Origin of the sequence: Mycobacterium sp. 1274761.0, assembly GCF_001668615.1 — a bacterium.
Lineage (GTDB): Bacteria > Actinomycetota > Actinomycetes > Mycobacteriales > Mycobacteriaceae > Mycobacterium.
In genome coordinates, this window is record NZ_LZMC01000062.1 from 88,106 (window position 1) to 113,143 (window position 25,038).

Annotated in this window: 23 protein-coding genes and 1 pseudogene; 15 read left to right on the forward strand and 9 right to left on the reverse strand. The window is 65.0% G+C overall.

The features are described 5' to 3' along the window. Position 1 precedes the first annotated feature (1 nt). Positions 2-670, forward strand: a complete 669-nt coding sequence (locus A5651_RS12875) for a GntR family transcriptional regulator (protein WP_066980747.1) — start codon at positions 2-4, stop codon at positions 668-670. On the opposite strand, the gene A5651_RS12880 is transcribed toward A5651_RS12875, so the two are convergent. From A5651_RS12880 to A5651_RS12905, 6 genes are read right to left on the reverse strand one after another with little or no spacing between them, the layout of a single operon-like run. Beyond that, entirely contained in the window at positions 667-2,187 is a 1,521-nt protein-coding gene (locus A5651_RS12880; protein WP_066980750.1) for a class I adenylate-forming enzyme family protein, read from the reverse strand. The genes A5651_RS12875 and A5651_RS12880 overlap by 4 nt on opposite strands. Beyond that, positions 2,180-3,658 carry a class I adenylate-forming enzyme family protein gene (locus A5651_RS12885; RefSeq protein WP_066980752.1) on the reverse strand — a complete coding sequence of 493 codons (1,479 nt, stop codon included), beginning with the start codon at positions 3,656-3,658 and terminating at the stop codon, positions 2,180-2,182. The genes A5651_RS12880 and A5651_RS12885 overlap by 8 nt, the downstream gene beginning before the upstream one ends. Beyond that, positions 3,648-5,090, reverse strand: coding sequence for a class I adenylate-forming enzyme family protein (locus A5651_RS12890; RefSeq protein WP_066980755.1), 1,443 nt, complete (start codon positions 5,088-5,090; stop codon positions 3,648-3,650). The genes A5651_RS12885 and A5651_RS12890 overlap by 11 nt, the downstream gene beginning before the upstream one ends. Then, entirely contained in the window at positions 5,090-5,881 is a 792-nt protein-coding gene (locus tag A5651_RS12895; protein WP_369803946.1) for an enoyl-CoA hydratase/isomerase family protein, read from the reverse strand. The genes A5651_RS12890 and A5651_RS12895 overlap by 1 nt, the downstream gene beginning before the upstream one ends. Next, positions 5,872-6,684, reverse strand: a complete 813-nt coding sequence (locus tag A5651_RS12900) for an enoyl-CoA hydratase/isomerase family protein (protein WP_066980760.1) — start codon at positions 6,682-6,684, stop codon at positions 5,872-5,874. The genes A5651_RS12895 and A5651_RS12900 overlap by 10 nt, the downstream gene beginning before the upstream one ends. Positions 6,685-6,709: 25 nt before the next feature. Beyond that, complete coding sequence (locus A5651_RS12905) at positions 6,710-7,507, reverse strand: enoyl-CoA hydratase/isomerase family protein (protein ID WP_066980764.1); 798 nt, start codon at positions 7,505-7,507, stop codon at positions 6,710-6,712. Between the two features lie 88 nt (positions 7,508-7,595). Here A5651_RS12905 and A5651_RS12910 point away from each other — a divergent pair, with 88 nt between their 5' ends. From A5651_RS12910 to A5651_RS12925, 4 genes are all read left to right on the forward strand, one after another. Continuing rightward, the gene (locus A5651_RS12910; protein WP_066980767.1) at positions 7,596-8,246 is read left to right on the forward strand and encodes a hypothetical protein; all 651 of its coding nucleotides are present in this window, start codon (positions 7,596-7,598) and stop codon (positions 8,244-8,246) included. Further along, positions 8,243-9,013 carry a FadR/GntR family transcriptional regulator gene (locus A5651_RS12915; RefSeq protein ID WP_066980769.1) on the forward strand — a complete coding sequence of 257 codons (771 nt, stop codon included), beginning with the start codon at positions 8,243-8,245 and terminating at the stop codon, positions 9,011-9,013. Before A5651_RS12910 ends, A5651_RS12915 begins: the two co-directional genes overlap by 4 nt. Next, positions 9,010-9,882: an enoyl-CoA hydratase/isomerase family protein gene (locus tag A5651_RS12920; RefSeq protein WP_066980772.1), complete on the forward strand. Its 873-nt coding sequence runs from the start codon at positions 9,010-9,012 to the stop codon at positions 9,880-9,882. Before A5651_RS12915 ends, A5651_RS12920 begins: the two co-directional genes overlap by 4 nt. Positions 9,883-9,959: 77 nt before the next feature. After that, positions 9,960-11,135, forward strand: coding sequence for a thiolase family protein (locus A5651_RS12925; RefSeq protein WP_066981202.1), 1,176 nt, complete (start codon positions 9,960-9,962; stop codon positions 11,133-11,135). 45 nt (positions 11,136-11,180) lie between these two features. Here the strand turns inward: A5651_RS12925 and A5651_RS12930 are convergent, their stop codons facing one another. Further along, positions 11,181-11,891: a TetR/AcrR family transcriptional regulator gene (locus A5651_RS12930; protein WP_066981205.1), complete on the reverse strand. Its 711-nt coding sequence runs from the start codon at positions 11,889-11,891 to the stop codon at positions 11,181-11,183. 131 nt (positions 11,892-12,022) lie between these two features. Between A5651_RS12930 and A5651_RS12935 the strand changes: the two genes are divergently transcribed. The 9 genes from A5651_RS12935 to A5651_RS12975 all read left to right on the forward strand — a co-directional run bounded on the left by A5651_RS12935 (position 12,023) and on the right by A5651_RS12975 (position 21,690). Then, entirely contained in the window at positions 12,023-12,820 is a 798-nt protein-coding gene (locus A5651_RS12935; RefSeq protein WP_066980775.1) for an SDR family NAD(P)-dependent oxidoreductase, read from the forward strand. A 21-nt stretch (positions 12,821-12,841) separates the two neighbouring features. After that, on the forward strand, positions 12,842-13,849 hold the full coding sequence (locus tag A5651_RS12940) for a dihydrodipicolinate synthase family protein (protein ID WP_066980779.1): 1,008 nt from the start codon (positions 12,842-12,844) through the stop codon (positions 13,847-13,849). A gap of 79 nt (positions 13,850-13,928) precedes the next feature. After that, positions 13,929-14,744, forward strand: a complete 816-nt coding sequence (locus A5651_RS12945) for an enoyl-CoA hydratase (RefSeq protein WP_066980781.1) — start codon at positions 13,929-13,931, stop codon at positions 14,742-14,744. Further along, positions 14,741-15,982 carry an amidohydrolase family protein gene (locus A5651_RS12950; RefSeq protein ID WP_066980785.1) on the forward strand — a complete coding sequence of 414 codons (1,242 nt, stop codon included), beginning with the start codon at positions 14,741-14,743 and terminating at the stop codon, positions 15,980-15,982. The genes A5651_RS12945 and A5651_RS12950 overlap by 4 nt, the downstream gene beginning before the upstream one ends. Continuing rightward, positions 15,983-17,596 (forward strand): acyl-CoA synthetase, encoded by a 1,614-nt coding sequence (locus tag A5651_RS12955; protein WP_066980788.1) that lies wholly within the window; start codon positions 15,983-15,985, stop codon positions 17,594-17,596. It abuts the gene before it with no gap. Continuing rightward, positions 17,593-18,423, forward strand: coding sequence for an amidohydrolase family protein (locus A5651_RS12960; protein ID WP_066980791.1), 831 nt, complete (start codon positions 17,593-17,595; stop codon positions 18,421-18,423). The genes A5651_RS12955 and A5651_RS12960 overlap by 4 nt, the downstream gene beginning before the upstream one ends. A gap of 2 nt (positions 18,424-18,425) precedes the next feature. Next, entirely contained in the window at positions 18,426-19,472 is a 1,047-nt protein-coding gene (locus A5651_RS12965; protein ID WP_066980793.1) for an acyl-CoA dehydrogenase family protein, read from the forward strand. Continuing rightward, on the forward strand, positions 19,472-20,668 hold the full coding sequence (locus A5651_RS12970; protein WP_066980796.1) for an acyl-CoA dehydrogenase family protein: 1,197 nt from the start codon (positions 19,472-19,474) through the stop codon (positions 20,666-20,668). Before A5651_RS12965 ends, A5651_RS12970 begins: the two co-directional genes overlap by 1 nt. Beyond that, positions 20,665-21,690 (forward strand): NAD-dependent epimerase/dehydratase family protein, encoded by a 1,026-nt coding sequence (locus tag A5651_RS12975; protein WP_066980799.1) that lies wholly within the window; start codon positions 20,665-20,667, stop codon positions 21,688-21,690. The genes A5651_RS12970 and A5651_RS12975 overlap by 4 nt, the downstream gene beginning before the upstream one ends. Here A5651_RS12975 and A5651_RS12980 read toward each other — a convergent pair. Next, positions 21,687-22,832 carry a thiolase family protein gene (locus A5651_RS12980; RefSeq protein ID WP_066980802.1) on the reverse strand — a complete coding sequence of 382 codons (1,146 nt, stop codon included), beginning with the start codon at positions 22,830-22,832 and terminating at the stop codon, positions 21,687-21,689. The two genes, A5651_RS12975 and A5651_RS12980, sit on opposite strands and share 4 nt — an antisense overlap. Positions 22,833-22,983: 151 nt before the next feature. Between A5651_RS12980 and A5651_RS12985 the strand changes: the two are divergent. Continuing rightward, positions 22,984-23,810 (forward strand): annotated as a pseudogene (locus tag A5651_RS12985) (hypothetical protein). Here the strand turns inward: A5651_RS12985 and A5651_RS12990 are convergent. Beyond that, positions 23,807-25,018, reverse strand: a complete 1,212-nt coding sequence (locus A5651_RS12990; RefSeq protein WP_066981208.1) for a CaiB/BaiF CoA-transferase family protein — start codon at positions 25,016-25,018, stop codon at positions 23,807-23,809. The pseudogene A5651_RS12985 and the gene A5651_RS12990 overlap by 4 nt on opposite strands. Between the last annotated feature and the right edge of the window lie 20 nt (positions 25,019-25,038).

Genomic DNA, 25,038 nt, shown 5'->3' on the forward strand with positions numbered 1-25,038 from the left:
CGTGTCGGTTCAGGAATTCACCAGTCGGCCACAGCTTTCCGAAGCAGTCGCGCGGTTCGTTCGCAACCGCATCTTCGACGGTACCTATGCCGCAGGCGAGTACGTGCGGCTTGACCAGCTGGCAGCCGAACTCGGTATCAGCGTCACGCCCGTACGCGAGGCGCTCTTTCAGCTGCGCGCCGAAGGCCTGCTCGACCAGAAGCTTCACCGGGGATTCGTGGTACTGCCGGTGACGGGACGCGACATCAGCGACGTGTCCGACGTTCAAGCCCACATCGGTGGTGAGTTGGCCGCGCGCGCCGCGGCCAACATCACCGATAGCCAGGTGCGGGAGCTGGAGTCGATCCAGGAGCAGCTGGAGGCCGCCTACGCCAGCGACGATCATGAACGGGCGGTGCGGCTCAACCACGACTTCCACCGCGCGATCAACGTCGCCGCCGACTCGCCGAAGCTGGCACAGCTGATGTCCCAGATCACCCGCTACGCACCGGAATCGGTGTTTCCCGTCGTCGAAGGCTGGCCGAAGCGATCGATGAAAGACCACCGGCGGGTAGTGGCGGCGCTGGCCAAACGAGACGCCGAGGCCGCGCGCGCCGCCATGTCCGAGCACCTTTCGGCAGGCGCCGCACCGCTCATCAACCACCTCAAACGACGAGGCGTCGTCACTTAACTGCTTGGGCCAAGCCCGGTCAGCATCCGCTTCAACGCCGGAACGTCGACCTTGCCGGTGGCGCCCCTGGGCACCGCATCGTCGGAATCGACTGTCAGCCATACCGTCGGCACCTTGAATGAACTCAACAGCGTTCGCGCGGCGACTCGGAGTTGTTCGGCTGTCATCTCAGTGATGGCCACGGCGCCCACCGCACCGGCCGCTTCGGTGACGAACGCGTTCTGGACACCGTCGATGGATCGCAGCGCCTGCTCGACCTCGCTGGGGTACACCGTCGCACCCCTGACCTTGAACATGTCGTCGGACCTGCCGTGGTAGAACATGAAGCCGTCGTCGTCGAGGTGTCCGAGATCGCCGGTGGGGTAGAAGCCTTCGGCGGTGAACACCTCTTCGCGGCTGCGGCGGCAGATTCCGCGCAACGTGTTGGGTCCGCGGATCTGGATCATGCCGATCGTGCCGGCCGGTACGGGTTCACCGGTGTCCGGGTCGACGATGCGAACCTCTGTGCCCGCGAACGGTTTCCCGCAGCTGCCCCAGGCCGAGCGCGGCATGTCGGTGTCAGCGGGGTAGCCGCAGTATGGGCCGAACGCCTCGGTCATGCCGAACAGCTTGGCGCGCGCGCCCGGCGGTGCCTGCAGGTCGGGCGGCAACAGTGCCTCCAGGCTTCCCGGTCGCAGCGACGACAGATCCGCGCCAACCGACTTCAATTGCAGGGCAAGGGCTTCAGCCTGGTCCGGCCAGCCGCGAAACAGAGTGACCCGTTCCCGCTCGAGCAGGCCCAGTGTGGTTTCGGGCCGCGGTATTGGTTCGGTGATGAGCGTGGCGCCGGAGAGCAGAGCCGACAGGATGCCGCTGCCGAAGCCGCCAACCCAGAAAAACGGCATCGGGAGATACAGGCGGGTGTCGGCGCCGATGCATCGTGCGGACAGTCCCGACTGGACAGCCCCGAGCGCATTGCCGTGCGAGTGAATGACGCCCTTGGGTGGACCGCTGCTTCCTGACGTGAACATGATCACGAGGGTGTCGGCGGGCATCACTGTGCCGATGACCGCGTCGACAGATTCACCCGGCACTTCGGTGTGCGGCAGTTGGTCGGGCGTCCAAAGCCGCTGCAGAGCAGGAAGATCAACTGCCGAATTGCAAAACGACCGCAGATCGTCGAGGTATCGGTGCCCGCGGAATTCTTCGACGGCCACCAGGTGTTGCACCGACGCGACCCGCAGTTGCGCGACGAGTTCGCGTGGAGTGAGAAGCGTGCTCAGCGGAACCAGGACCGCACCGATGCGGGTCAGCGCGACCGCGGTCTGCACCCACCGGGCGCTGTTCGGCATGATCAACCCGACCCGCGTGCCCTTTGTCACGCCCGCTTTTAGGAAATCCGCTGCCATGGCGTGCGTCGTCGCATCGAGTTCGCCATAGGTGAGCCGGGTTTCCGGATCGATCACCATCGGCTTGTCCGGGTGCTCAGCGGCGCGGCGCCGCACCACATGATCGACCGTAGAGGGGAACTCAGCCATCGAGCACCGCCGCGAGGCGTTTGACATCGACCTTGCCGCTGGACAACACCGGGATTTGCGCGGGCTTCACCGCAACGATCCGCCTCGGAACTTTGTATGCCGAAAGCTCGCGTTTGAGCGAATCCCGAAGCGCCGATTCGTCGACGTCGTTGTCGGTGGCGACGACAGCGGCCACCGCCTGTCCGCGGTCGGCATCGGGTATACCGAACACGTAGGCCGTGGATCCGGTGAGCCGCGCGATCACCCTTTCCACTTCCGCGGGAGCGACGTTGGCGCCCGCGCTCTTGATCAGCGAATCGCTCCTGCCGAGGTAGTAGTAGTAGCCGTCGGCATCGACACGCACGAGGTCACCGGTGTGGAACCAGCCGTCGGCGTCGAAGCACTCCTCGCGGCTGCGTTTGTGATACCGCTGCATGACGTAAGGACCGCGGATGCACAGCTCGCCGTGCTCGTCGATCTTCGCCTCGAACCCGGGTGCGGGCTTGCCGAACGAGCCGCGCCGGTGTTCTGGTTGGTCGGATTCGTCGCCGTCGAGCAGGACGACGCTTCCGGCCTCGGTCATGCCGAGCATATTGTGGCGCAGTTCCGAATCGGCCGGTCGCACATCGGGGGCCATGATGGGGTAGAGGTTGCCTCGCCGGATCGACGACAGGTCGCGTGCGCCGAGGCTGGGATGCCGTGCGAGCTGGGCGATACCGGCAACGAACCCGTTGGCCATCGTCGGCCGCTCGGCCTCGAGCAGGTCGAGGGTTCGGCCCGGGTCGGTGGCGTTGGAGCACACCAGCGTCGATCCGGCGACCAGTGTGGCGAGCAGCCCGAACGCGAAGCCGCCGATCCAGAAGAACGGCGAGTTGCAGAACAACTTGTCGTCGGCGGTCAGGCCGCGGATTCCATTGAGGTTGTTCTGATGTCCGAGCAGCGAGGCGTGGGTGTGAATCACGCCCTTCGGGGTGCCAGACGATCCGGACGTGTAAATGATCGCCAGTGGATCGCACCCGTCGACATCTTCTTCCAGCACCGTCAGCAGCGCATCGTCGTCGACGGTAGCCGGCGGTGCGGTATCGATCAGCACGTGGCGCAGCAGCGGCACGGAGTTTTCGATATCGGCGAGCCGCCGACGAAAGTCGTTGCCGCGAAACGCGGACGCGGTGAGCAGCATGGCCACGTCGCTGTGCACGAGTTGCTCGCGGAGTTCGGATGCGGTGGCGAAAGTGGTGAATGGGACGACGACGGCGCCGATGCGGGCAGCGGCCAGCATTCCAATGACGAACTCGGCACCGTTGGGGTACAGCAGCCCGACGTGCGTGCCCTTGCCTGCGCCGAGGCTGATCAGGCCGCGGGCCAGGTGAGCCGACCGCCGCTCGGCGTCGGCGTAGCCGAGCCGGTCGTCGTCACACACCAGCAGCGGGCGGCCGCCTCGTGCGGTCGCTTGTTGACGCAGCAGCGCGGCGACCGTGCCCTCAGCCGGCACGGATGGCACTCAAATCGGGTTTGCCGGACGGGGTCCGGGGGATGGCGTCGACGATCGCGATGTCCGACGGGATCTCGTAGTGGGCCAGCCGATTTCGCAGGAAATCGAGAAGTTCGTTCGGCTCGGTGGAGGCACCATCCCGTAACTCCACCACGGCGACGGGTATCTCGCCCAGCCGCTGGTGCGGCCTGCCGACTACGGCCGCGCCTTTCACCGCCGGATGGCTTTCCAGCGCGGCGCGCACGTCATCGGGCATCACCTTGAACCCGCCGCGGATGATCGCCTGGTCGGCGCGCCCCAGGATCCACAGGAAGCCGTCCTTGTCGATACGGGCCATGTCGGTGGTGCGCATCCAGTCCGCCGACGGCCCGAGCTGTCCCGGCTTGACCTCGAGCAACCCGGGCTGATCGGGACCGAGGGTATTACCGTTGTCGTCGACGACACGCAGCTTCGCGCCGGGATTGGGGCGGCCCACGCTGCCCCGTTTGGCCTTCCAGTACCTTTGGTGGTCGGTCAGGGTCCAGCCTGCGACGCCGCCGCCGAATTCCGTTGCCGCGTAAGAGGTCAGCACGGGGATACCGAACTTCTCCTGAAACGCGTCCGCGTCGTCGGCTGACAGCGGCGCGGTACCCGATGTGACCACGCGGATACCTTCGAGGTCCTCCCGCGTCAGGTCGGAGTGCAGCACCATGCGCAATGCGGCAGGCACCAGTGACACCGCGCCAGGGCGATGCCTGCGCACCGCGTTGGCCCACACGTCGAGCTCGAAACGGTCCAGCAGCGCGAACGGCCGGCCCTCGACGATGCATTGCAGCACCCGGAACACACCGCCGATGTGCACGAGTGGCGCGTTCACGATCGCGACACCGCGGCGGACTGCCTCAGGCGCCGGCGAGCGCTCCGGATCGGGCCCCATCACGCTGTGCGCCAGCATGTCGTAGGTCAGGTCGATTCGCTTCGGTGGTCCGGTGGTTCCGCTGGTCAGCATCCGAACGGCCACACCGGGTTTCGCCGTGTCGTGGCCCGCGCCCGGGGTCACCAGCAGGGGCTCGGCGTCGGCAGCCGAGATGGAAACGACGGTCGAGCGCGAGTCCTTCCCGACCAAGGTCTTCAGATCGGTTGGATCGCCTACGATGGCCGGCAGGTCAAGCGCGGCGATGTCGGCCTTGGTGCGGTTGTCGCCGCGGGACGGGTTGATCACCACGACGGTGCCACCGGCCATCAGCACGCCGAGGAAAGCGGCCACGTGTGCCGGCCGATTGCGCAACAGCATCCCTACTTGGCCGCGGTTTTCGACCAGTGAGGAGACACGGCGAGCCAGGGTGCCGATGTCACCGTAGGTGCACCACCGCCCGTCGTACTCGATGGCTCCCGTGTCGGGCGTGAGGTCGAGGACTGTCATGATGCGTTGGCGCAGAGGGTGGTCGGCCATCACCGGATCCGGGGTTGCGATTTTACGGGGCCACCTCCAGCGGCGAGTTCGGCGGTGCCGATCGGGTTGCCGAGCCGGGTGTAGATCAGGTTCTGGTCGAGCGCGGCGCGGTACGGCTTGTCCAGCGACTCCCAGATGGCCTTGACGGTGCCCTGAGTCGCCGACGGCGGCTTGGCTGCGATGGAGCTGGCGATGGCGTGGGCCCTGACCCAGAGTTGTTCGCGCGGTACGACTTCGGAGACGAGTCCGATGCGCAGCGCGGTGTCGGCGCCGACCCGTTCGTCGTTGCCCATGAGCGCAATTCGCAGCGTCTCGGCGAGGCCGATGCGCCGCATCAGGCCGATCGGTTCGAGTGCACAGATCAGGCCGGCGGATACGTGCGAATCGAAGAACGTGGCGTCGTCGGAGCAGAGCACCACGTCGGATTCGTTGACGAAGTAGAACGCGCCTGCGGTACAGATGCCGTGCACGGCGCAGACCACCGGCTTCCACATCTTCTGCCATTTCGGGCTGAGCAGTTCACCGGGATCCTCGTGGTTCCAGACGTTGTCGGGCTGGCCGTAGGACGCTTTGATGTCCAGCCCGGCGCTGAATGCGCGATCACCCGCCGCACGCAGCACCACGGCGTTGACGCTGTCATCAAACTTCACCGTGCGCCACGCCCGTGCCATCTCCTCACACATCGTGCGGTTGAACGCGTTGAGCGCCTCGGGCCGGTTCAACGTGATCGTGGCGACGTGGTCGTCTGCGTCGACATCGAGGAGAAGGGTCTGGAAATCGCTCATCGGCACTGCCAGCTCGGTGCGCGCTTCTCGACGAACGCTTTCGGTCCTTCGAGCGAGTCCGCGGTGTGCAAGTTGCGTTCCCGAAACGCCTCGGCCAGGATCTCGGCCTCGTGCAATGGCAGATCCAGGGTCTTGTGAATGGCCAATCGGGTGCCGCGAACCGCCAGCGGCGCATTGCTGTTCACGATGTCGGCGATTTCGTGAGCGCGCTCGATGAGGCGGTCGTGTTCGACGACTTCGCTGATCAGTCCCAGTTCATAGGCGCGGTTTGCGTCCATCCGCTCATGCTTGCCCGTCAGCGCCATCCGTAAGGCGACGTTGCGCGGCAGCACCCGTGCCAGGCGCACCATCTCACGGCCGGCGACCAGGCCGATGCTGACGTGCGGATCGAAAAACGTCGCCTTGTCCGAGGCGATCACGATATCGCCGGTGGTGACCCAGTCGAGGCCCGCGCCGCAGCAGATGCCGTTGATGGCGGCCAGCACGGGCTTGGCCATCCGACGAAACGGCGGGGTGCCTTCCTGCGGCGCCTCCCACTGCTCATAAGTCGACAGGTACGGCCGCTCGTTGATCACCTTGCCGTCCTCGGGAATCTGCTTGGCGTCTGCACCCGTGCAGAAGGCACGCCCGGCACCGGTGACGATGAGAAGCCAGACGTCATCGTCGTTTTCGGCATCGTCATAGGCCGCGCGCAACTCGGTGATCATGTACGGGCTGAGCGCGTTGAGCGCCTCCGGCCGGTTCAACGTGATGACGGCCTTGTGTCCGTCGACCTCATAGGTGATGGTGTCGTAGGACTTCGCGGTCATCAGTGTTCCCTTTCTCGAATCGTGGTCATCGCCCGTGGAACTCCGGCGTGCGTCGTTCCCGGAACGCAGCCAGACCCTCCTTGAAATCCGTTGTTCGGCAGGAGAGCTCCAGGTTGTACAACTCCTGGTTCATCGTCTGCGCCAGGGTGGCGTTTTGTCCGTAGTGGATGGCCTGCTTCGCCAACCCGACCGCGACGGTCGGGGCGCTCGCGAGCCTGGACAGCAATTCTTCGACGTGGTCGTCGAGGTTGTTCGGCTCGGCGGCGTCGTGTATCAGTCCCCACTGCGCGGCATCGAATCCGCTGACCTGCTCGCCAAGCAGCAGCATCCGCTTGGCGCGCGCCAGACCCACGAGCCGGGGCAGCAGCCACGACGAGCCAGAGTCTGGGCTGAACCCCCGGGATACGAACGGCTCCCAGAAGACGGCATCGTCGGCAGCCACCGCGAAGTCGGCGGCCAGCGCCAGATTGCAGCCCAGCCCGGCGGCCCAACCCCGCACGGTGCACACCACCGGCAGGTGAATGGTGTGGACGAGTTCGACGAGCCGGTGCGAGGTATGGGGGATGCGCCTGACGAGATCTCCTGTCCGCGGCCTCAGGTCACCGGAATTGGTGGCAACCCAATCCGCGCCCGCACAGAAGTCGTCGCCTTCTCCGTGAAGATGGATGGCCCGCAACGAGTCATCGGTGGCCGCTGTCGTCAGCGCGTCGACGAGGGTCTCGACCATCGAGTGGCTCAGCGAGTTGCGCCGCTCCGGTCTGCCCAGCGTGAGCCGCAGAACCACACCGTCGCGGTGCACGGCCACGGCGCCGTCTTGACTCACTGCCCGGGTCCCTTCTCGAGCCGGTACGGATACCCATACAGTAGGCTAAACCCTTACTATCCTATATAAGATAGAAAGGAAAGCCCGGATGGCGGATGACGATGCTCCGCGGTTCGGCGAGCAACCGCTCGCCCAGACCGTGGCCGCCGCGGGCGCGCTGCGGCGCCTCACGGGGCTTTTGCTGTCGTTGGAGCATCCTCATCCCGCGGTGGACGCCATGCTGGCGCAGTTAAGCGGCTGGGAGACCGAGCTGTCGGCGGCGGCGCCTCCGGACGCCACTCCGCGCATCGGCGACGAAAGCACAGGGGACAAAAGGGTTTACCTTTCGCACGCGTTCGACATCGGCGCGTTCAACCCGTGCTTCCCGGAATACCGCTTCGACCGGATCGACACCGAGTCCGCGGCCGGCGGTGTCACCTTCCCCGTCGTCTACGAAGGGCCGCCGGGCCTGGTGCACGGCGGATTTCTCGCCGTGTTCTTCGACTGCGTCATCCAGCACCAAAACTGTGCCATCGGGTTGTCGGGAAAGACTCGGTCGCTGACCGTGAAATTCAGGCGGCCAACACCGATCCTCACCGAGTTGCGCTTCGACATCGTGCGTGAAGAAGTCGACCGCGGCGTCACGTCGACGGCGCGGCTGGTGCTGGACGACGAGGTGCTGTGTGTCGGCGAAGCGACGACGTTGGCTCTGGCTCCGGACAGGCTCGCGGGGTTCAACTTTGGTAAGCGGCGGGAATGATCGTGGAGTTGCAGGGCATTCGTCAGCCGCGCGTCGCCGAGATCGTGGCATCGCGTCTGCGTGACGAGATCCTCTCGGGGCGTTTGAGAGAGGGCGACGTGCTGCCGTCGCAGGAGAGCCTCTTCCAGCAGTTCGGTGTCAGCCCGCCCGCGCTGCGGGAGGCGATCCACATCCTGGAGACCGACGGCCTCATCTCGGTGCGACGCGGCAATGTCGGCGGTGCGGTCGTGCAACGGCCCTCTGCAGGGCGCACGGCGCACATGATCAGCATGGTGCTGCAGACGCGGGGCTCCACGCCCGCGGATGTCAGCGAGGCGCTGCTGCACCTCGAACCGATCTGTGCGGGGATGTGTGCGTCGCGAGAGGACCGCCTGACCGAGGTCGTGCCGTACCTGCAAGCAGAGATCGACCAGCAGACAGAGCATTTCGACGACTTGTCCGCCTATGTGCCTAACGCCAGGCGATTCCATGAGGCACTGGTGTCGCGCTGCGGCAACGAACCGATGATCCTGTTGATCGGATCCCTCGAGGTGATCTGGTCGGCACATGAGTCGTCGGTGTGGAGCGACGACGACGTGAACACCAAGACGATGCGTGCCGCTCTGCGTGACCACCAGCGGCTGTTGGACGCCATCCGTGACGGCAACGCGCCACGGGCGGTCCGGCTCGCCCAGGACCATCTCGCCGCGGCCCGGCGGAACACGCTCGCCGTCGGCACCGACAAAACCATTGAGGCCAACCTGATTTCGAGGAGCCCGGTACGATGACAGTGTCCACCGATGACCGCGTGCTGTTCGAGGCCGATGCGGACAAACGGATCGCCACGATCACGCTCAACAACCCGGCGCAACGCAATTCCTACGACGCTGCGATGCGTGAGGCGATCGGCAGATGCCTGGACCACGTCGCCAACGACGACGACCTGACCGTGGTGCTGCTACGCGGCGCCGAGGGTGTGTTCAGCACCGGCGCCGACATGAACAACGCCTACGGCTGGTACGGGAAAGACAAGCAAGCCAAGAAGAGCCGGCCCAGCCAACGTCGTCGGCTGACGGTCGACCGCAAGTCGTTTGGCTTCTATCACAACCTGCTGGGCTTCCCGAAAGTCACTGTGGGCGAAATCAGCGGATACGCCCTCGGCGGTGGGTTCGAGATGGCGTTGATGACCGACATCTCCGTCATCGCGCGCGACACCAAGATCGGCATGCCCGCCACCCGCTTCCTCGGGCCGGCGCTGGGAAGCCTGCACATGTTCTTCCATCGGCTGGGACCAGTGCTGGCCCGGCGGTTGCTGCTGACCGGCGACATCATCGAGGCCGGCGCAATCGAGCACCTCGGCGTCTTCACCGAGACATGTGAGCCAACGAAGGTGACCGCACGAGCGCGGTACTGGGCAGAGAAGGCGGCCAAGATGCCCGCCGACGGTGTCGTCATCGCCAAGGAGGCGTTCCGGCTCGTCGAGCAGAGCCAGGTGTACCAGGGCGAGGAAGTGGCCAGCTACCTCTTCCACGCCTACGGGACGAACCTGCAGTTCGCCGAGGGCGAGTTCAACTTTGTGAAGACACGCGCGGAGCACGGCACCAAGGAGGCATTCCGCCTACGTGACGAGCATTTCCACGTGCCCGAGCCGGAGTAGACCCCTGCCATCGGGCAGCGCTACACTATCTGCTAGTTTTGTAACGTCGTTATCACCAAAAACTGAGGTCAATGAACATGGGTACACCCGTCATCGTCGGCGCCGCCAGGACAGCGATCGGCCGGTCCTTCAAGGGGACTCTGGTCAACACGCCTCCGGAAACCCTGATCACCACGGTGCTTCCCGAGGTCGTTCGCCGGTCCGGCGTTGACCCGGCCGCTTTTGACGACATCATCTTCGCCGAATCTCATTATGGCGGTGGCGATCTCGCCCGCTTTGCGGCGGCGGCCACGGGCATGGAGGACATCCCCGGGCAGTCGGTGAACCGGCACTGCGCGGGCAGCCTGACGGCGATCGGCAACGCCGCCGCCCAGATCGGTTCCGGGATGGAGCGGGCATTGATCGCCGGCGGTGTGCAGTCGCTGTCGATGACGCCACTGGTGAACTGGCGCATCCCCGGTCCCGAGTTGAAGTTCGAGGAGCGGTGGATGCCGCCCACCCATCCCGAGACGCCCGACGCGCCGTGCAAGGACATGTCGATCACGGTCGGCTGGAACACCGCACAGGCCGCCGGCATCAGTCGCGAGGAGATGGACGCGTGGGCGGCGCGCTCGCATCAGCGCGCGATCGCCGCGATCGACGCCGGCAAGTTCGTCGACGAGATCGTCCCGTTGAAGGTGACGCAGTTCGACGGATCGGTCGTGGACTTCAGCGTCGACGAGCATCCCCGCCGGGACACCACCGTCGAGAAGCTGGCCGGGCTCAAGGTGCTGCACCCCGAGATCGAGGGGTTCTCCATCACGGCGGGCAACAGTAGCGGCACCAACGACGCCGCCGCCGCGGTCGCCCTCGTCGACGATGACTACGCCGTCGCGGAGAACCTGACGAAGATGGCGACGGTCAAGGCATGGGCCGCAGCCGGTGTCGCGCCCCGTGACTGCGGGCTCGGCGCTGTGAAGGTCATCGGCAAGGTGCTCGACCGCGCCGGGCTCAAACCGTCGGATGTCGCGCTGTGGGAGATCAACGAGGCGTTCGCGTCCGTGCCGATCGCCGCGTGCCGCCAATACGGACTCGACGAGGAGCTGGTGAACTTCTCCGGAAGCGGTTGCAGCCTCGGCCATCCCATCGCCGCTTCGGGCGCTCGCATGGTCACAACGCTGGTGTACGAATTGCAGCGTCGTGGCGGTGGCATCGGTGTCGCGGCGATGTGCGCGGGCGGCGGCCAGGGCGGCGCCGTCGTCGTCGAGGTGTAGCGACTTGGCGTGAATGGTTGCGTGTAGCGCAACACGCCGAAATCGCTATTTGCGGGCCGACTTTTCGATGAGGCGTTCGGCGTGGTCGAGGATGCACTCGAGGCCGTACTCGAAATTGAAGTCGTCGGCCGCCCCGATGCGATGGCCCTTCGCTGTCGCCTTGGCGAGCAGCGGCGCGGTCGCAGGATCGACGACCATGGTCTCTTCGAAGTCGCCCGGTCCGCCGTCGGCCGCCCGGTTCTTGTCGTAAAGACGTTGCAGCACAACGCAACCTCGCACATGGACCGAGACCGCCGAATAGGTGTCGAAGGCGTCCTCGGGGGACAGGCCCGCTTCCACGAGGCCGCTGATGGCCTTCTCGACCTCCTGGACGCCGGCCCGTGCGGCCCGCGGGCTCAGCGCCGAGCGGATCAGGATCAGGTCGCACAGAATCGGGTTGCTGAGAAAGGTCTTTCGCATCGTGCGCGCGTGATTGGCCAAGGTGTCGCGCCAGTCCTTGGCTTCCACATAGGGCGTGGCGAAGACGTACTGGCGCAAGGCGCGATCCGTCATCGCGTTGAGCAGGTCGTCCTTCTTGCGGAAGTACCAGTAGATGCTCGTCACGCCCACGCCGAGATGCTTGCCGAGAAGCGGCATGCTGAGGTTGTCGATGCCAACCTCTTCGGCAAGCTCGAAAGCGCCCTTGATGATGTCATCAGGGTTGATGGAACCGCGTTCGCGTCGCTGACGCTTTTCCGCGGTCGCTTGCTTCGCCACGAAGGGCACCTTTCGTCAAAATCAACGGCCGAAACGAATGTACCCGCGCCGGGCAATCCGGGTTCTCCCTTCTACTGTAAGTCCTATAGTAAGCTTTTCCAGCAAATCTGGTTTCAGCGGCGAAGGGCGACATGGATCTCGGACTCGAGAACGCCACCGCGGTCGTCGTCGGCGGGGGTCGCGGTATGGGACTGGCGGCGGCGCGCTGCCTTGCCGACGACGGCGCCCGCATCGCGATCGTCGGCCGCACCGAATCGGTTCTCGGCGAGGCGGCCGAGGACCTGACTCGACGCGGTAGTCCGGACGCGTTCGGATTGGTGGCCGATGTCACCGATGCCCAAGCCGCACAACGGGTTTTCGACGAGGTGGATCGCCGCTGGGGCGGTGAACTGAACATCCTCGTCAACGTCGCGGGCCCAGGATCGGTGGGAACGTTCGAAAACCTCACCGACGAGCAGTGGCGCCAAGCTGTCGACGAAGGCGTGATGGGCATGGTGCACTGCGTCCGGTCGGCCCTGCCGCTGCTGCGCAAGGCGGAGTGGGCGCGGATCGTCAACTTCTCGGCACACTCCACGCAGCGCCAAAGCGTCATCCTGCCGGCCTATACGGCGGCCAAGGCCATGGTCACCAGTATCTCCAAGAACCTGTCGTTGGCGTTGGCGCCCGACGAGATCATGGTGAACGTGGTCTCGCCCGGAAGCATCCTGTCCGAGTCGCTGGCGGGATGGGCGGATTCGGTCGGCATCGACGGATCCGACCCCTACGCCGTGATGGCAGGAATCGACAAACATTTCGGACACCCCGCCCATTTGCCGCGCGCCGGAAAGCCCGAGGAGATCGGACCCGTCGTCGCGTTCCTGGTGTCACGACGCAACTCCTATATGACCGGCGCCAACATCAATGTCGACGGCGGCAGCGACTTCACCTGACACCGGAGACAGCGAGGCGACATGGCAACCGCACGCGAAGCACGCGACTGGGCGCGAACCGCGTTGCGCGGCATCGGAAACAGCCTCTACACGCCGTTCTGCGGCACCGATGGCGACGACATCGACTGGGACGCCTACCGGACTCTGGTGCGCTACTGCGTCGCTGAACTCAAGCACCCGATGTTGTGGTGCACCAGCGGCATCGCGGAGTTCTGGTCACTGACGCTCGCCGAGCGGAAACAGTTGCTGGAGGTCGCCATCGAGGAAGGGCGCTGTGCGAACCCGGACGTCGTCGTCCAGGCGTGCACGGCGACCACGTCGGCCAAGGACTGCCTGGAGTTGACCAGGCACGCCCAGGGAGCGGGCGCAGACATCGTGTACATCCAGACGCCGATGATGGAGGTTCACGGCGGTGAAGGGGTACTGAACTTCTTCCGTTACATCGCCGACCGCACCGACATCGCGCTGGGCATGTTCAACTCGCCGTCGTCGAGCTACGTGCTGACCCCCGCGGAGGGCGCCCGCATCTACGCCGAGATCCCCGCCGTCTGTGCGACGAAGGAGGGCGCGTTCCGGCCCGCGAGCAGCCGCATCCTGCACGAGCTGGCACCGAACCTGACGATCTGGGAGTGCGATCTGACCGTCTACCGCGCGGGCTGGCTGCGCGCGGGGATCGTCGGCCCGGCGCAGCTCGGCACGGCGGGCTACCTGTACGAAACTCCGGACCAGCCGATCATTTCCGAGTACTGGGAGCTGGTCTGGAACGACAAGCTGGTCGAGGCCACGGATTACGCTGCCAAGTCAGGCCTCGACCAGTTCGGTATCGACATGGGCTCGTGGTTCACGTCTTACCCCGGCAGGCCGGACTACTTCACCCACTGGGGCGGGGCATTCAAATACGCGGCGTCGGTGCTGGGCCTGCCGATCGGTGATTACCCGCATTCCCGGCCGCCGCAAGCCGTGTTCCCTGCCGAGGGCAAAGTGCAGATCGATGCTGCGTATCGCCGGTATGGACTGGTATCGGCATGACGTCGGACCGGCCGCGGAAGCCGCTACCGAAAGGTGTACAGTAAGTGCGTACGACACGTACCCTGAGGAGGCCCGCCCGGTGAGTGCCGACGACCCGGTCCTCTACGAGCTCCGTGACAGCGGTGTGGCGGTCCTGACGCTCAACCGACCCGAACGGATGAACGGATGGGGCGGCGGCCTGGCCGCGAGGTTCTACGCGTTGCTCGACAGGGCCGAGGCCGATCCGAACGTGCGGGTGATCGTCGTGACGGGCGCGGGGCGGGCCTTCTGCGCCGGCGCGGACATGGGAGATCTGTCGTCGATAGAGAAGGCGAACACCAACGGCGACACCGACGTCAGCACGCTGGTGGGCGAACGACACCCGCACTTTGTCGCAACGCTGCGCAAGCCCGTCATCGCTGCCATCAACGGCGCCTGCGCAGGCATCGGGCTGACGCAGGCATTGATGTGCGATGTCCGATTCGCTGCGGCGGGAGCGAAGTTCACGACGTCGTTCGCCCGCCGCGGGCTGATCGCCGAGTACGGCATCAGCTGGATACTCCCGCGCGTCGTCGGGTGGGGGGTGGCGATGGACCTGCTGTTGTCCGGTCGCGTCGTCCTTGCGGAAGAGGCCGCTTCGCTCGGTCTCGTCAACCACGTCGTGCCGCCGGACGAACTGCTGTCCCGCGCAATCGCCTACGCCGAGGACGTCGCAGCCAATTGCGCGCCGAGTTCCCTGGCGGTGATCAAGCATCAGGTGTACGCAGACACCATGCGTGATGTGTTCGAGGCCAGCAACCACGCCGAAAAGCTGATGGGCGAGTCGATGCAGAGGCCAGACTTCATCGAGGGCATCTCCGCCTTCTTCGAAAAGCGCACGCCGAACTTCCCGCCGTTGGAGGAGGTCACGCCATGACGACCGAGCAAGTTGCGGAGCCGATCACCTGTCCGAAGCTGGCCTACAGGGCGATCGACGTCGACAACCACTATTACGAGCCGCTCGACTCGTTCACCCGGCACCTGCCCAAGGAGTTCAAACGCCGTGGCGTGCAGATGCTCACGGAGGGCAAGCGCACTTTCGCCGTCATCGGTGGCGTGGTCAACCACTTCATCCCCAACCCCACGTTCGACCCGATCATCGAGCCCGGCTGCCTGGATCTGTTGTTCCGCGGGGAAATCCCCGACGGTGTCGACCCGGCGTCGTTGATGAAAGTGGACCGTTTGGGCGACCACCCCGAGTATCAGAACCGTGACGCCCGCATGAAGGTCCTCGACAAGCAGAACCTTGAAACCGTGTTCATGCTCCCGACATTCGCGTGCGGAGTAGAGGAGGCCCTCAAGCACGACATCGAGGCGACCATGGCGTCTGTGCACGCCTTCAACCTCTGGCTCGACGAGGATTGGGGTTTCGATCGGCCCGACCACCGGTTCCTGTCGGCACCGATCATTTCGCTGGCCGACCCCGACAAAGCCGTCGAGGAAGTCGAATTCGTCCTGAGCCGGGGCGCCAAGATCGTCTGTGTCCGGCCCGCGCCGGTACCGGGGAGGGTCAAACCGCGCTCGCTGGGCGACCCGCTGCACGATCCGGTGTGGGCCCGGCTGGCTGAAGCCGGCATTCCGGTGATCTTCCACCTCTCCGACAGCGGGTATCTGGCGATCGCGGCGCTGTGGGGCGGTAAGGCGACGTTCGAGGGCTTCGGCAAGAAGGATCCACTCGACCAGGTGCTGCTCGACGACCGCGCCATCCACGACTCGATGGCGTCGATGATCGTCCACCAGGTCTTCACCCGGCATCCGACGTTGAAGGTCGCCAGCATCGAAAACGGCTCCTATTTCGTGTACCGGTTGATCAAGCGGCTGAAGAAGGCGGCGAACAATGCGCCGTACCACTTCAAGGAGGACCCAATCGAGCAGCTGCGCAATAATGTCTGGATCGCGCCGTACTACGAGGACGACGTCAAGTTGCTGGCCGACACCATTGGCGTGGACAAAATCCTGTTCGGGTCCGACTGGCCGCACGGTGAGGGGCTCGCCGATCCGATGGCGTTCACCGCCGACATTCCACAGTTCCCGGAGTTCAGCGCGGAAGACACACGGAAGGTCATGCGGGACAACGCCCTTGCCCTCCTCGGCTCCGACGTACCGGTTTCCTGAATGGAGTGGACCATCGGCGGCGTCGTCGACGCCATCGCCGACGTCATACCGAACCGCACCATGACGGTGTGCGGCGACCGCGTCACCACCTACGGTGATATGGCTGCCCGCACGCGACGGCTCGCGAACTTCCTCGCGGAGCAGGGCTTCGGTGTGCATCGCGAGCGCCAAGAGCTGCAGAACTGGGAGTGCGGCCAGGACCGCATCGCGCTGGTCATGTACAACGACCGCTACCCGGAAATGGTGATCGGCTGTCTGAAGGCTCGCACGGTTCCGGTGAATGTCAACCACCACTACACGCAGCGCGAAGTCACCGAGCTGCTGGAGTATGTGAAGCCGCGAGCGGTCATCTACCACCGCGCCCTCGGGGAGAAGTTCGCCGATGTGCTGGGCTTACTGGACGCCGACCTGCTCATCGCGGTCGACGACGGAAGCGACGCCCTTGAGATTCCGGGCTCGGTCGGGCTGGATGACGCTGTCGCGCAGGGCGCGCAGCACCGTATCACCGGTTCACCGGACGACGTCATCATGTACTGCACAGGTGGCACGACCGGTAGGCCGAAAGGGGTGTTGTGGCGCCAGAGCGACACCTACGTGTCTTCGATGGTCGGCGCTGATCACGAGTCGCCGACCGAAATCCACGACAAGGTGCGTCGCAACGAGGGCCCGCCGTGGTTCGCCGTCTCGCCGCTGATGCATGCGGCGGGCCTGTGGACGGTGTTCTCCGGTGCCTTGGCCGGGCTACCCGTGGTCCTCTACGACGACCGCGCCGGGTTCGATCCGGTGCGGGTGTTGCGCACCGCCGAACGGCATCAGGTGGGCATGATGACGATGGTGGGGGATGCTTATGCTGCTCCACTGGTTGAGGAACTCGACCGCGGCCACTACGATTTGTCGACCCTGTATGCCATCGGAACAGGCGGTGCAGCAACCAATCCCAAGCATGTGAGTGCCCTGCTGGAGAGGTTGCCGCAGCTGACGATCATCAATGGCTACGGTTCGTCGGAGACCGGAAACATGGGGTTCGGGCACAATCAGCGAGGCTCCCGCCGCGAGACGTTCGACCTCCGCGAAGGCGGGACGGTGGTGTCGGAAGACCTGACCAGGTTCGTCGTCCCCGGTGAACCGGAAGTCGGGTGGGTGGTACGTAGCGGCCGTATTCCGTTGGGGTATCTCGATGATGCCGAAGCCACCCTCAGGACCTTCCCGGTGGTGGAGGGCCGGCGGGTCGTGGTCTCGGGGGACCGGGCCTCGCTGGAGGAAGACGGCACCCTACGGCTGTACGGCCGGGATTCGTTGGTTGTCAACACCGGGGGAGAGAAGGTCTTCGTCGAGGAGGTCGAAGGAGTGTTGCGGGCATGTCCCGGGGTGGCCGACGCGTTGGTGGTCGGTCGCGACAGCGAGCGGTGGGGGCAGGAGATCGTCGCCCTGATCGAAGCCCGGCCGGACGCAGCCGTCGACACCGAGGCACTGCGCGCCGTGTGCGTCGAGAACCTCGCTCGATTCAAGGCGCCCAAAGAGTTTGTTTTCGTCGAGCGCGTACGCCGTCTCGGTAACGGGAAGGCCGATTACCGGTGGGCGAAAAGCCAAGCGGCGCAAAGGGCGCTGACATGACGACCAAAGCGATTGATTGCCTGGTCAACGTGCACTTCGGCGAGACCGAACAGCAGCCCACCTGGATGCTGAAGGTGCGAGACGACTACTTCAAGGGACCGGAGTCGATGTTCGCGCCCGTGGACCTGTCGGCTCTGATCGATGAGATGGACGAGCAGGGCGTGGCCAAAGCGATCCTGATGGACAACCTCGCCAAACCGTCGATCACCGCCCGCAAGTTCGTCGAGTCACGGCCTGATCGGTTTTGGCTCGCGATGGGCGGCGTCAACCTGCTCAAGCCGATCACGTCGTTGCGTGAACTCACCGCGGTCGTCAGCGACCTACCGGTGGCGTATACCGTTGTCGGGCCCAGCTTCTGGGGGGACGGACAGTATCCGCCCAGCGACGCGGTCTACTATCCGCTCTACACCAAGTGCGCCGAGATGGGGCTCCCGCTGTGTATCAACACGGGCTTGCCAGGACCGCCGATTCCCGGCGAAGTGCAAAACCCGATCCATCTGGACCGGGTGTGCGTGCGCTTCCCCGAGCTGAAGCTGTGCATGATCCACGGCGCCGATCCGTGGTGGGACATCGCTATTCGGCTGATGATCAAGTATCAGAACCTGCGGCTGATGACGTCGGCGTGGTCGCCGAAGCGGCTGCCCGAGAGCCTGCTGCACTACATGCGGACCCGCGGACAGGACAAAGTGATCTACGCGTCGGACTGGCCGGTGCTGCGGATGCGGCGGGTGGTGCCCGAAGCCGCCGCTCTGGATCTGCCCGCGAAGGTGCTGGACAACTATCTGTACAACAACGCTCAAGAATTCTTCTTCGCAGAACAGGACTGACCTTGGACCGATACGAATTACGCCGACTGGACTACAGCCTGTCCGAAGACCATCAAGCCGTTCAGCAGGCGTACAAGCAATTCTTCAAGACGCACTGCCCGATCGAAACCGTGCGCGCTGCCGAGGCGACAGGCTTCGACAAGAGCCTGTGGGAGCGCCTGTGCGGTATGGGCGCCACCACGATGGCGCTGCCGGAATCGGCGGGTGGCGACGGAGCGACACTGGTCGACCTCACCCTGGTGGCGGAGGAGATCGGCCGGTCCATGGCACCCGTACCGTGGATCGACCACGTCGTTGCGTCACGCCTGCTGGCCCGGCTTGAGTCAGTGGAGCCCGACGTCGTCAACGGCACGCAGCTGGCTGCACTCGACCCGCAGCACGACAGTGCGACGGGGGTGCGGCTGATTCCCGCCGGCTCGATAGCCGACCAGATCCTCGTGCGGGACGGTCAGGACGTATTGCGGCTGACGTTTGGCACCCGACCGGTGAGAGTGGACAACATCGGCAAGCTGCCGATGGCGTGGGTCGACCCGGCGGCGGCCGACAGTCGCACGGTGGTGGCAAGCGGTACAGACGCGCTGTCGGAATACCAACGCGCGCTTGATGAGTGGCGTGTCCTGATGGCCGCCGCACTGGTAGGTCTTGTCGAGGAGACGATGACGATCGCGACCGAGTTCGCCAAGAACCGGTACACGCTCGGGGTGCCGATCTCCACATTGCAGGCCATATCGCATCCGCTGGCCAATATCGCCATCACGGTCCAGGGCGGCCGTAACCTCGCCCGGCGCGCGGCATGGTTCCTCGACAACGAGCCCGACGAACGCAAGGAGCTGGCACCGTCGGCATTCGTGTTCATGGCCGAGGAGGCATCGAAGGCCGCCACTATGGCCGTGCACGTGCAGGGCGGGCTCGGCGTCAGCGCGGAGGCGCCCGCTTCGGCGTATCTGGTTCGTGCCCGGGGATGGGCGCTGGCCGGAGGGGATCCCGGCGCCAGCGCGAAATACATCGCCGAGATCGTCTCCGCCCGCGAAAGCCAGGCGGCGAGATAATGGACTTCTCCCGGGTCGAGCTGTCCGAGGAGGACGAGGAGTTCCTGCACGAGTCACGCAGCTATCTGCGGGAGCTGGTCACCGACGAGGTCATTCGGCGTGACCGCGAAACCGGCGACAATTTCGATGAGGGTGTGCATCTGGCGCTCGGCGCGGCCGGTTACCTCACCAAGGAATGGAGACCGGAGTCCGAAGGCGGTTTCAACAGGGTGCGGCGGCGCATCTGGGAGCTGGAGAAGCGCCGGGCCCATGTGCCATGGGTGACGTTCGGTACCACCGCGATGATCGCGCGGTCGGTGGAGAAGTTCGGGTCGGAAGAGCTCAAGGCCGAGGTGATGCCGAGGGTGTTCAGTGGCCATGTCCGGCTCTGCCTCGGTTACACCGAACCCGAGGGTGGGTCCGATGTCGCGACGTGCAAGACGCGTGCGGTGCGCGACGGTGACAGCTGGATCATCAACGGGTCGAAGATGTTCACCACAGGTGCACACAACTGCCAGTACGTATTCCTGATCACCAATACAGACCCGGACGCGCCGAAACACAAGAGCCTCACGATGTTTCTGGTGCCGCTTGATTCGCCCGGCATCGAGATCCAAGGCATTCGCACCGTCGATGGTGACCGGACGAATATCGTGTACTACACCGATGTCCGCGTCGACGACAGATATCGGCTCGGCGAGGTGAACGACGGTTGGACGGTGGTCCGCGAGCCGCTCAACGTCGAGCATGGGGCGGTGGAGGCCGCACCCGACGGTCTGCAGGACGTGTCGATCATGATGCACCAGGCGGGCTTCATGGCCACCGCGGCCGACACGGTCGCCGCCAAGGTCGCCGAGGTGGGACCGGACGGGCGCAGGTTGATCGATGACGGTTCGGTGGCATATCGATTGGGCCGCAGCGTCGCTCGCATGGAAGCCTCCCTGTCGGCCACCAGCATTTTCGGCCGTGTCGCGTTGGCGCAGACGATGCGCGATATCTCGCCGGACCTGATGGACATTCTCGGTACGGCGGCTTCGCTGCCGGTCGGAACCGACGGTGCGGCCGACGACGGCGCTTCCGAGTACGTCTACCGCTTCGCGCCCCTGGTCGGTATCTACGGCGGCACGCTCGAGGTGTTCCGCAACATGATCGCGCAGTACGTCCTCGGCCTCGGCAAGCCGAACTACTCGCCTCCGAAGACGAAGGCGGCGGTATGACAGCACGCAAGGTTCTCGTCATGGGCGCCACCGGTTTCGTCGGCTCCCATGTCACCCGCAAGCTCGTCGAGCGCGGGGACGATGTGCGGGTGTATCTACGCAAGTCCAGCAACACGGTGGCGATCGACGACCTCTCGGTCGAGCGGTGCTACGGCGACCTGGGTGACGACGAGGCGATACGGGCAGCGATGGCCGACCGCGACGTGGTGTTCTACTGCGTGGTCGACACGCGGTTCTATCTGCGCGACCCCTCCCCGTTGTTCGAAACCAACGTGGAGAGCCTGCGCCGCGTGCTCGATATCGCCGTGCAGGCCGACCTGTTCCGGTTCGTGTTCTGCAGCACGATCGGCACGATCGCGATCGCTGAGCGCGGCCAATCTGCAACGGAGGACATGCCTTTCAACTGGGCGGGCAAGGGTGGTGCCTACATCGAGTCACGCCGCCAGGCCGAAGACCTGGTGCTGCGCTACGCCCGCGAACGTGGGCTTCCCGCCGTCGCGCTGTGCGTGTCCAACCCGTACGGGCCGCGCGACTGGCAGCCGAATCAAGGCATGATGGTGCAGATGGCGGCACTCGGGAAGATGCCGGTCTACGTGAAGGGCGTCGCGAGCGAAGTGGTCGGGATCGAAGATGTCGCCGACGCGTTCTTGCTTGCGGCCGAACGAGGTCGGGTAGGCGAACGCTACATCATCTCGGAAAGTTTCATGTCCATGCAGGACTTGATGAAAACGGCGGCACGGGCCGTCGGCGCCAAGCCGCCGCGGCTCGGAGTGCCGCTTCCGCTCATGTATGCCTTCGGTGGCCTGCTCGGTCTGGCGGGCCGGCTGTTGCGGCGCGATGTGCCGATGAATGTGCACGGGGTCCGACTCATGCACATCATGTCGCCCGCCGACCACGGCAAGGCCACGCGCGAACTCGGCTGGCAGCCGCGTCCTTCCGCCGAATCCGTCGCCAGGGCCGCACAGTTCTACGTCGACCGAGAGAGGGCCGGCGACGGGTTGAGCAGCCGGCTCATGGGCTAGCGGGTCACGATCGTCGCGGCAGCGGTGCCTGGGGCGCCGTATAGCTGGGCGAAGCCGACCCGCGGTTCACCGGCGACCTGGCGATCGCCAGCTTCGCCGCGCAATTGCCGCACCAACTCGTGGATCTGGCGCAGGCCCGACGCGCCGATGGGTTCACCGTTGGCGATCAAGCCGCCGTCGGTATTGACCGGCATCGAACCGCCGATCTCGGTCGCGCCGTCGGCCAGCAGCTTCTCCTGCTCGCCGTGTTCGCAGAACCCGCACTCGGCCATGTGAATGATCTCGGCGCCCGCATCGGTGTCTTGCAGCTGGATGACGTCGACGTCCTCCGGTGCGACTCCGGCCTTTTCGAACGCCGCCCTGGCCGCATACACCGTGGGCGCCACGTCCTCGTCGACCGGTGCGAAGGTCGTGTTCACCTCGTAGGCGCCGTAACGGCGGGTGCGCACCTCGACCGCGCGCAGATAGACAGGTTTAGAGGTATAGCGGTGTGCGATGTCGGCGCGGCACATCACTACCGCGGCCGCCCCTTCGTCGGGTGCGCAGAACATGTACTGCGTCAGCGGGTAATTGAGCATGGTCGAGTTAAGGATGTCTTCCTCTGGAATAGGCCTGCGGCGGAAAGCATTCGGGTTCAGCGCACCGTTACGGAAGTTCTTGGCTGCCACCTTTGCCAGCGTCGCCTGCGAGACGCGGTGGTCGTGCAGGTAGCGGTTGGCCTTCATGCCGAAGAACTGAGTGGTCAGGTACTGACCGTTCTCGGCATACCAGCTCGGCATGCCGACCAACGCAGGGTCTTCGGTGAAGGCGCCGCGCGGATGTTTGTCGAGACCGACAGCGATGCCGATGTCGTAGTCGCCCAACCGAATGCCGTCCGCACAGACCTTCGCGGCGCTCGCCGCCGTGGCGCAGGCATTGAAGACGTTGGTGAACGGGATGCCGGACAACCCCACCATTGCGACGATTGCGTCCGGATTCGCGACGGTCCAGCTGCCGCCGGTCGCGAATTGGATGTCGTTCCACGCGACCCCGGCGTCGGCGATCGCGGCGAAGATGGCCTCGACACCCATCTCCATTGCGGATTTGCCTTCAAAGCGGCCGAATGGGTGCAGCCCAACACCGATGATGGCGACGTCGTTCATCCGGCGAGTGTATCGCAACTGTAACGCTTACAGTATCGCAGACCAAACTTCCGCGAAACGATATTCCAGCACCCCATCACTCGCTTTTCGGTGCTGGAATTCCGTTTCGCGGACAGGGGAGCCGAGCGCTGGCATTCGACGTCTATCGAATGTGGCCGAGATAATCGTCGGCACGGAAGCGGTTTCCACCGGTGTCGTCACGCGGAACGAACTCGCGCGGTGGTATCGCCCGTTCTTTCCGAACGTGCACGCGCCGCGCGGCCGAGAGCTGACATTGCGCGATCGTGCGACCGGAGCCTGGCTATGGTCGAAACGGCGGCAGTCGTCACCGGCGTAGCGGCCTCCGCGATCCACGGGGCGGAGTGGGTGGAGCTGGTACCACGATCGAGCTGATCTACAAGCACACCCATGCCTACCCGCCTACTGGCATCGTCGCGCGAAATGAGCGCATCGCGGATGACGAAATATGTCGGGTTGACGGTTTACCTGTCACGACTGTTGCGCGCACAGCTCTGGACATCGGCCGTCATCTTCCGCGTGATCGAGCCATCGCACGCCTCGATGCATTGATGCGGGCCGCGCCGTTCTCGACCGAAGAGGTGTTGCTGCTATCCAAGCGGTATCGCGGTGCGCGGCGTCAAGAAGCTCAAGGATGCGCTGCCACTCGTCGATGGCGGCGCAGCGTCGCCGCGTGAGACGTGGTTGCGGCTGATCTATATCGACGCGGGGCTACCGAAGCCGACGACACAGATACCGATATTCGATACCGACGGCACGCTGTTGCGAACCGTCGACATCGGTTGGGATGAGTTCAAGGTCGTCTCCGAGTACGACGGCGATCAGCACCGGACTAATCGCTCGCAATACGTCAAGGACATGCGGGTAATTCCCAAAATCGAGCGCCTCGGTTTCATCGTCGACCGCGTCATCAAGGAGGACCGGCCTGTCGCGATCGCCCGCCGTGCCTGGGATGCCTAGGCGATGGCGCCGGCGTTCTTGAGTTCCTCGATGCGATCCCAATTCATGCCCAGCTCCATCAGCACGATCTCAGTGTGTTCGGATGCCTGGGGCGCCCTTGTGGTTTCGAGCGGCTCGTGATTGAACTGGATCGGCCCGCGGACCACCTTGAACGGCTTACCGTCGGCTGACTCGACCTCGACGATCATGTCATTAGCGATCGCCTGCTCGTCGGTCGTCAAGTCGATGAGGCTCTGGAACGGCGCCCATTGGCCCCGCATGGTCTTGAGGTGCTGTCGCCAATAGTCAAACGGCTTGTTACGAATCGAGTCCGCGATCAATTGCGCTGCCTCAGACGCGTTCTCGATCAAGGGCATGACGTCACAGAAGCGGGGATCATCGGCCAGCTCCGGCAACCCGAGGTGCTCGAACGCGTCGCGGATGTAGCCCGTAGGGCTGACGATGCACAGGTTGATCGTGCCGCCGTCGGAGGTCAGGTAGTTGCCCATGAACGGGTTCACCGATGGCGCGGCGGCATCGGGCATCGGTGACCGCATGGTCTCGCCCGTCTCCATGCCCTGGGTCACGCTGGCCCCCGCCGCCCACCAGGCGGTGCTCAGCAGGGACACGTCGATTTCGACAGCTTCGCCGGTGCGTTGACGGTGGAAGAGGGCGGCAGAGATGCCGCCGGCGATATTCATGCCCCCGATGGAATCGCCGAACGCCGGAATGCCTTGCGACAGCGCCCCACCGAGCTCTTCCGGAGTCAACGCATGACCGACACCGCTGCGCGTCCAGAACGCGGTGCCGTCGAAGCCGCCCGTGTCGCGCTCCGGCCCCTTGTCGCCGTAGGCGCTGCCACGGGCGTAGATGATCTTCGGGTTCGCGGCGCGGATGTGCTCCACGTCGAACTTGTTCTTCTGGCGCTGCGCAGGCATGTAGTTGGTCAGAAAGACATCGGAGGCCTTGGCGATTTCGTAGAGCACCTCCTGCCCGCCCGGGGTGGAGACGTCGATCCCGATGCTGCGCTTGCCGCGGTTGGGATGTTCGATCAGCGGGTGGCGCTCCGGATCCAATTGGAAGCCACCCATGTTGATGAATCCGCGCTGCGTGTCACCGCGCACCGGGTGCTCCACCTTGATGACGTCTGCACCCCAGTCGGCGAGGATGGCCCCCGCCGCGGGGACGAAGGTGAACTGCGCAACCTCGAGGACGCGCACCCCCTCCATCACCTTGATCACGTCAACCC

Bases quoted from the DNA above. Each gene is read 5' to 3' on its own strand.
- A5651_RS12880 (WP_066980750.1), bottom strand. From the start codon at position 2,187: ATGGCTGAGTTCCCCTCTACGGTCGATCATGTGGTGCGGCGCCGCGCC.
- A5651_RS12890 (WP_066980755.1), bottom strand. From the start codon at position 5,090: ATGGCCGACCACCCTCTGCGCCAACGCATCATGACAGTCCTCGACCTC.
- A5651_RS12900 (WP_066980760.1), bottom strand. From the start codon at position 6,684: ATGACCGCGAAGTCCTACGACACCATCACCTATGAGGTCGACGGACAC.
- A5651_RS12910 (WP_066980767.1), top strand. From the start codon at position 7,596: ATGGCGGATGACGATGCTCCGCGGTTCGGCGAGCAACCGCTCGCCCAG.
- A5651_RS12915 (WP_066980769.1), top strand. From the start codon at position 8,243: ATGATCGTGGAGTTGCAGGGCATTCGTCAGCCGCGCGTCGCCGAGATC.
- A5651_RS12920 (WP_066980772.1), top strand. From the start codon at position 9,010: ATGACAGTGTCCACCGATGACCGCGTGCTGTTCGAGGCCGATGCGGAC.
- A5651_RS12925 (WP_066981202.1), top strand. From the start codon at position 9,960: ATGGGTACACCCGTCATCGTCGGCGCCGCCAGGACAGCGATCGGCCGG.
- A5651_RS12935 (WP_066980775.1), top strand. From the start codon at position 12,023: ATGGATCTCGGACTCGAGAACGCCACCGCGGTCGTCGTCGGCGGGGGT.
- A5651_RS12940 (WP_066980779.1), top strand. From the start codon at position 12,842: ATGGCAACCGCACGCGAAGCACGCGACTGGGCGCGAACCGCGTTGCGC.
- A5651_RS12950 (WP_066980785.1), top strand. From the start codon at position 14,741: ATGACGACCGAGCAAGTTGCGGAGCCGATCACCTGTCCGAAGCTGGCC.
- A5651_RS12955 (WP_066980788.1), top strand. From the start codon at position 15,983: ATGGAGTGGACCATCGGCGGCGTCGTCGACGCCATCGCCGACGTCATA.
- A5651_RS12960 (WP_066980791.1), top strand. From the start codon at position 17,593: ATGACGACCAAAGCGATTGATTGCCTGGTCAACGTGCACTTCGGCGAG.
- A5651_RS12970 (WP_066980796.1), top strand. From the start codon at position 19,472: ATGGACTTCTCCCGGGTCGAGCTGTCCGAGGAGGACGAGGAGTTCCTG.
- A5651_RS12975 (WP_066980799.1), top strand. From the start codon at position 20,665: ATGACAGCACGCAAGGTTCTCGTCATGGGCGCCACCGGTTTCGTCGGC.
- A5651_RS12980 (WP_066980802.1), bottom strand. From the start codon at position 22,832: ATGAACGACGTCGCCATCATCGGTGTTGGGCTGCACCCATTCGGCCGC.
- A5651_RS12990 (WP_066981208.1), bottom strand. From the start codon at position 25,018: ATGGAGGGGGTGCGCGTCCTCGAGGTTGCGCAGTTCACCTTCGTCCCC.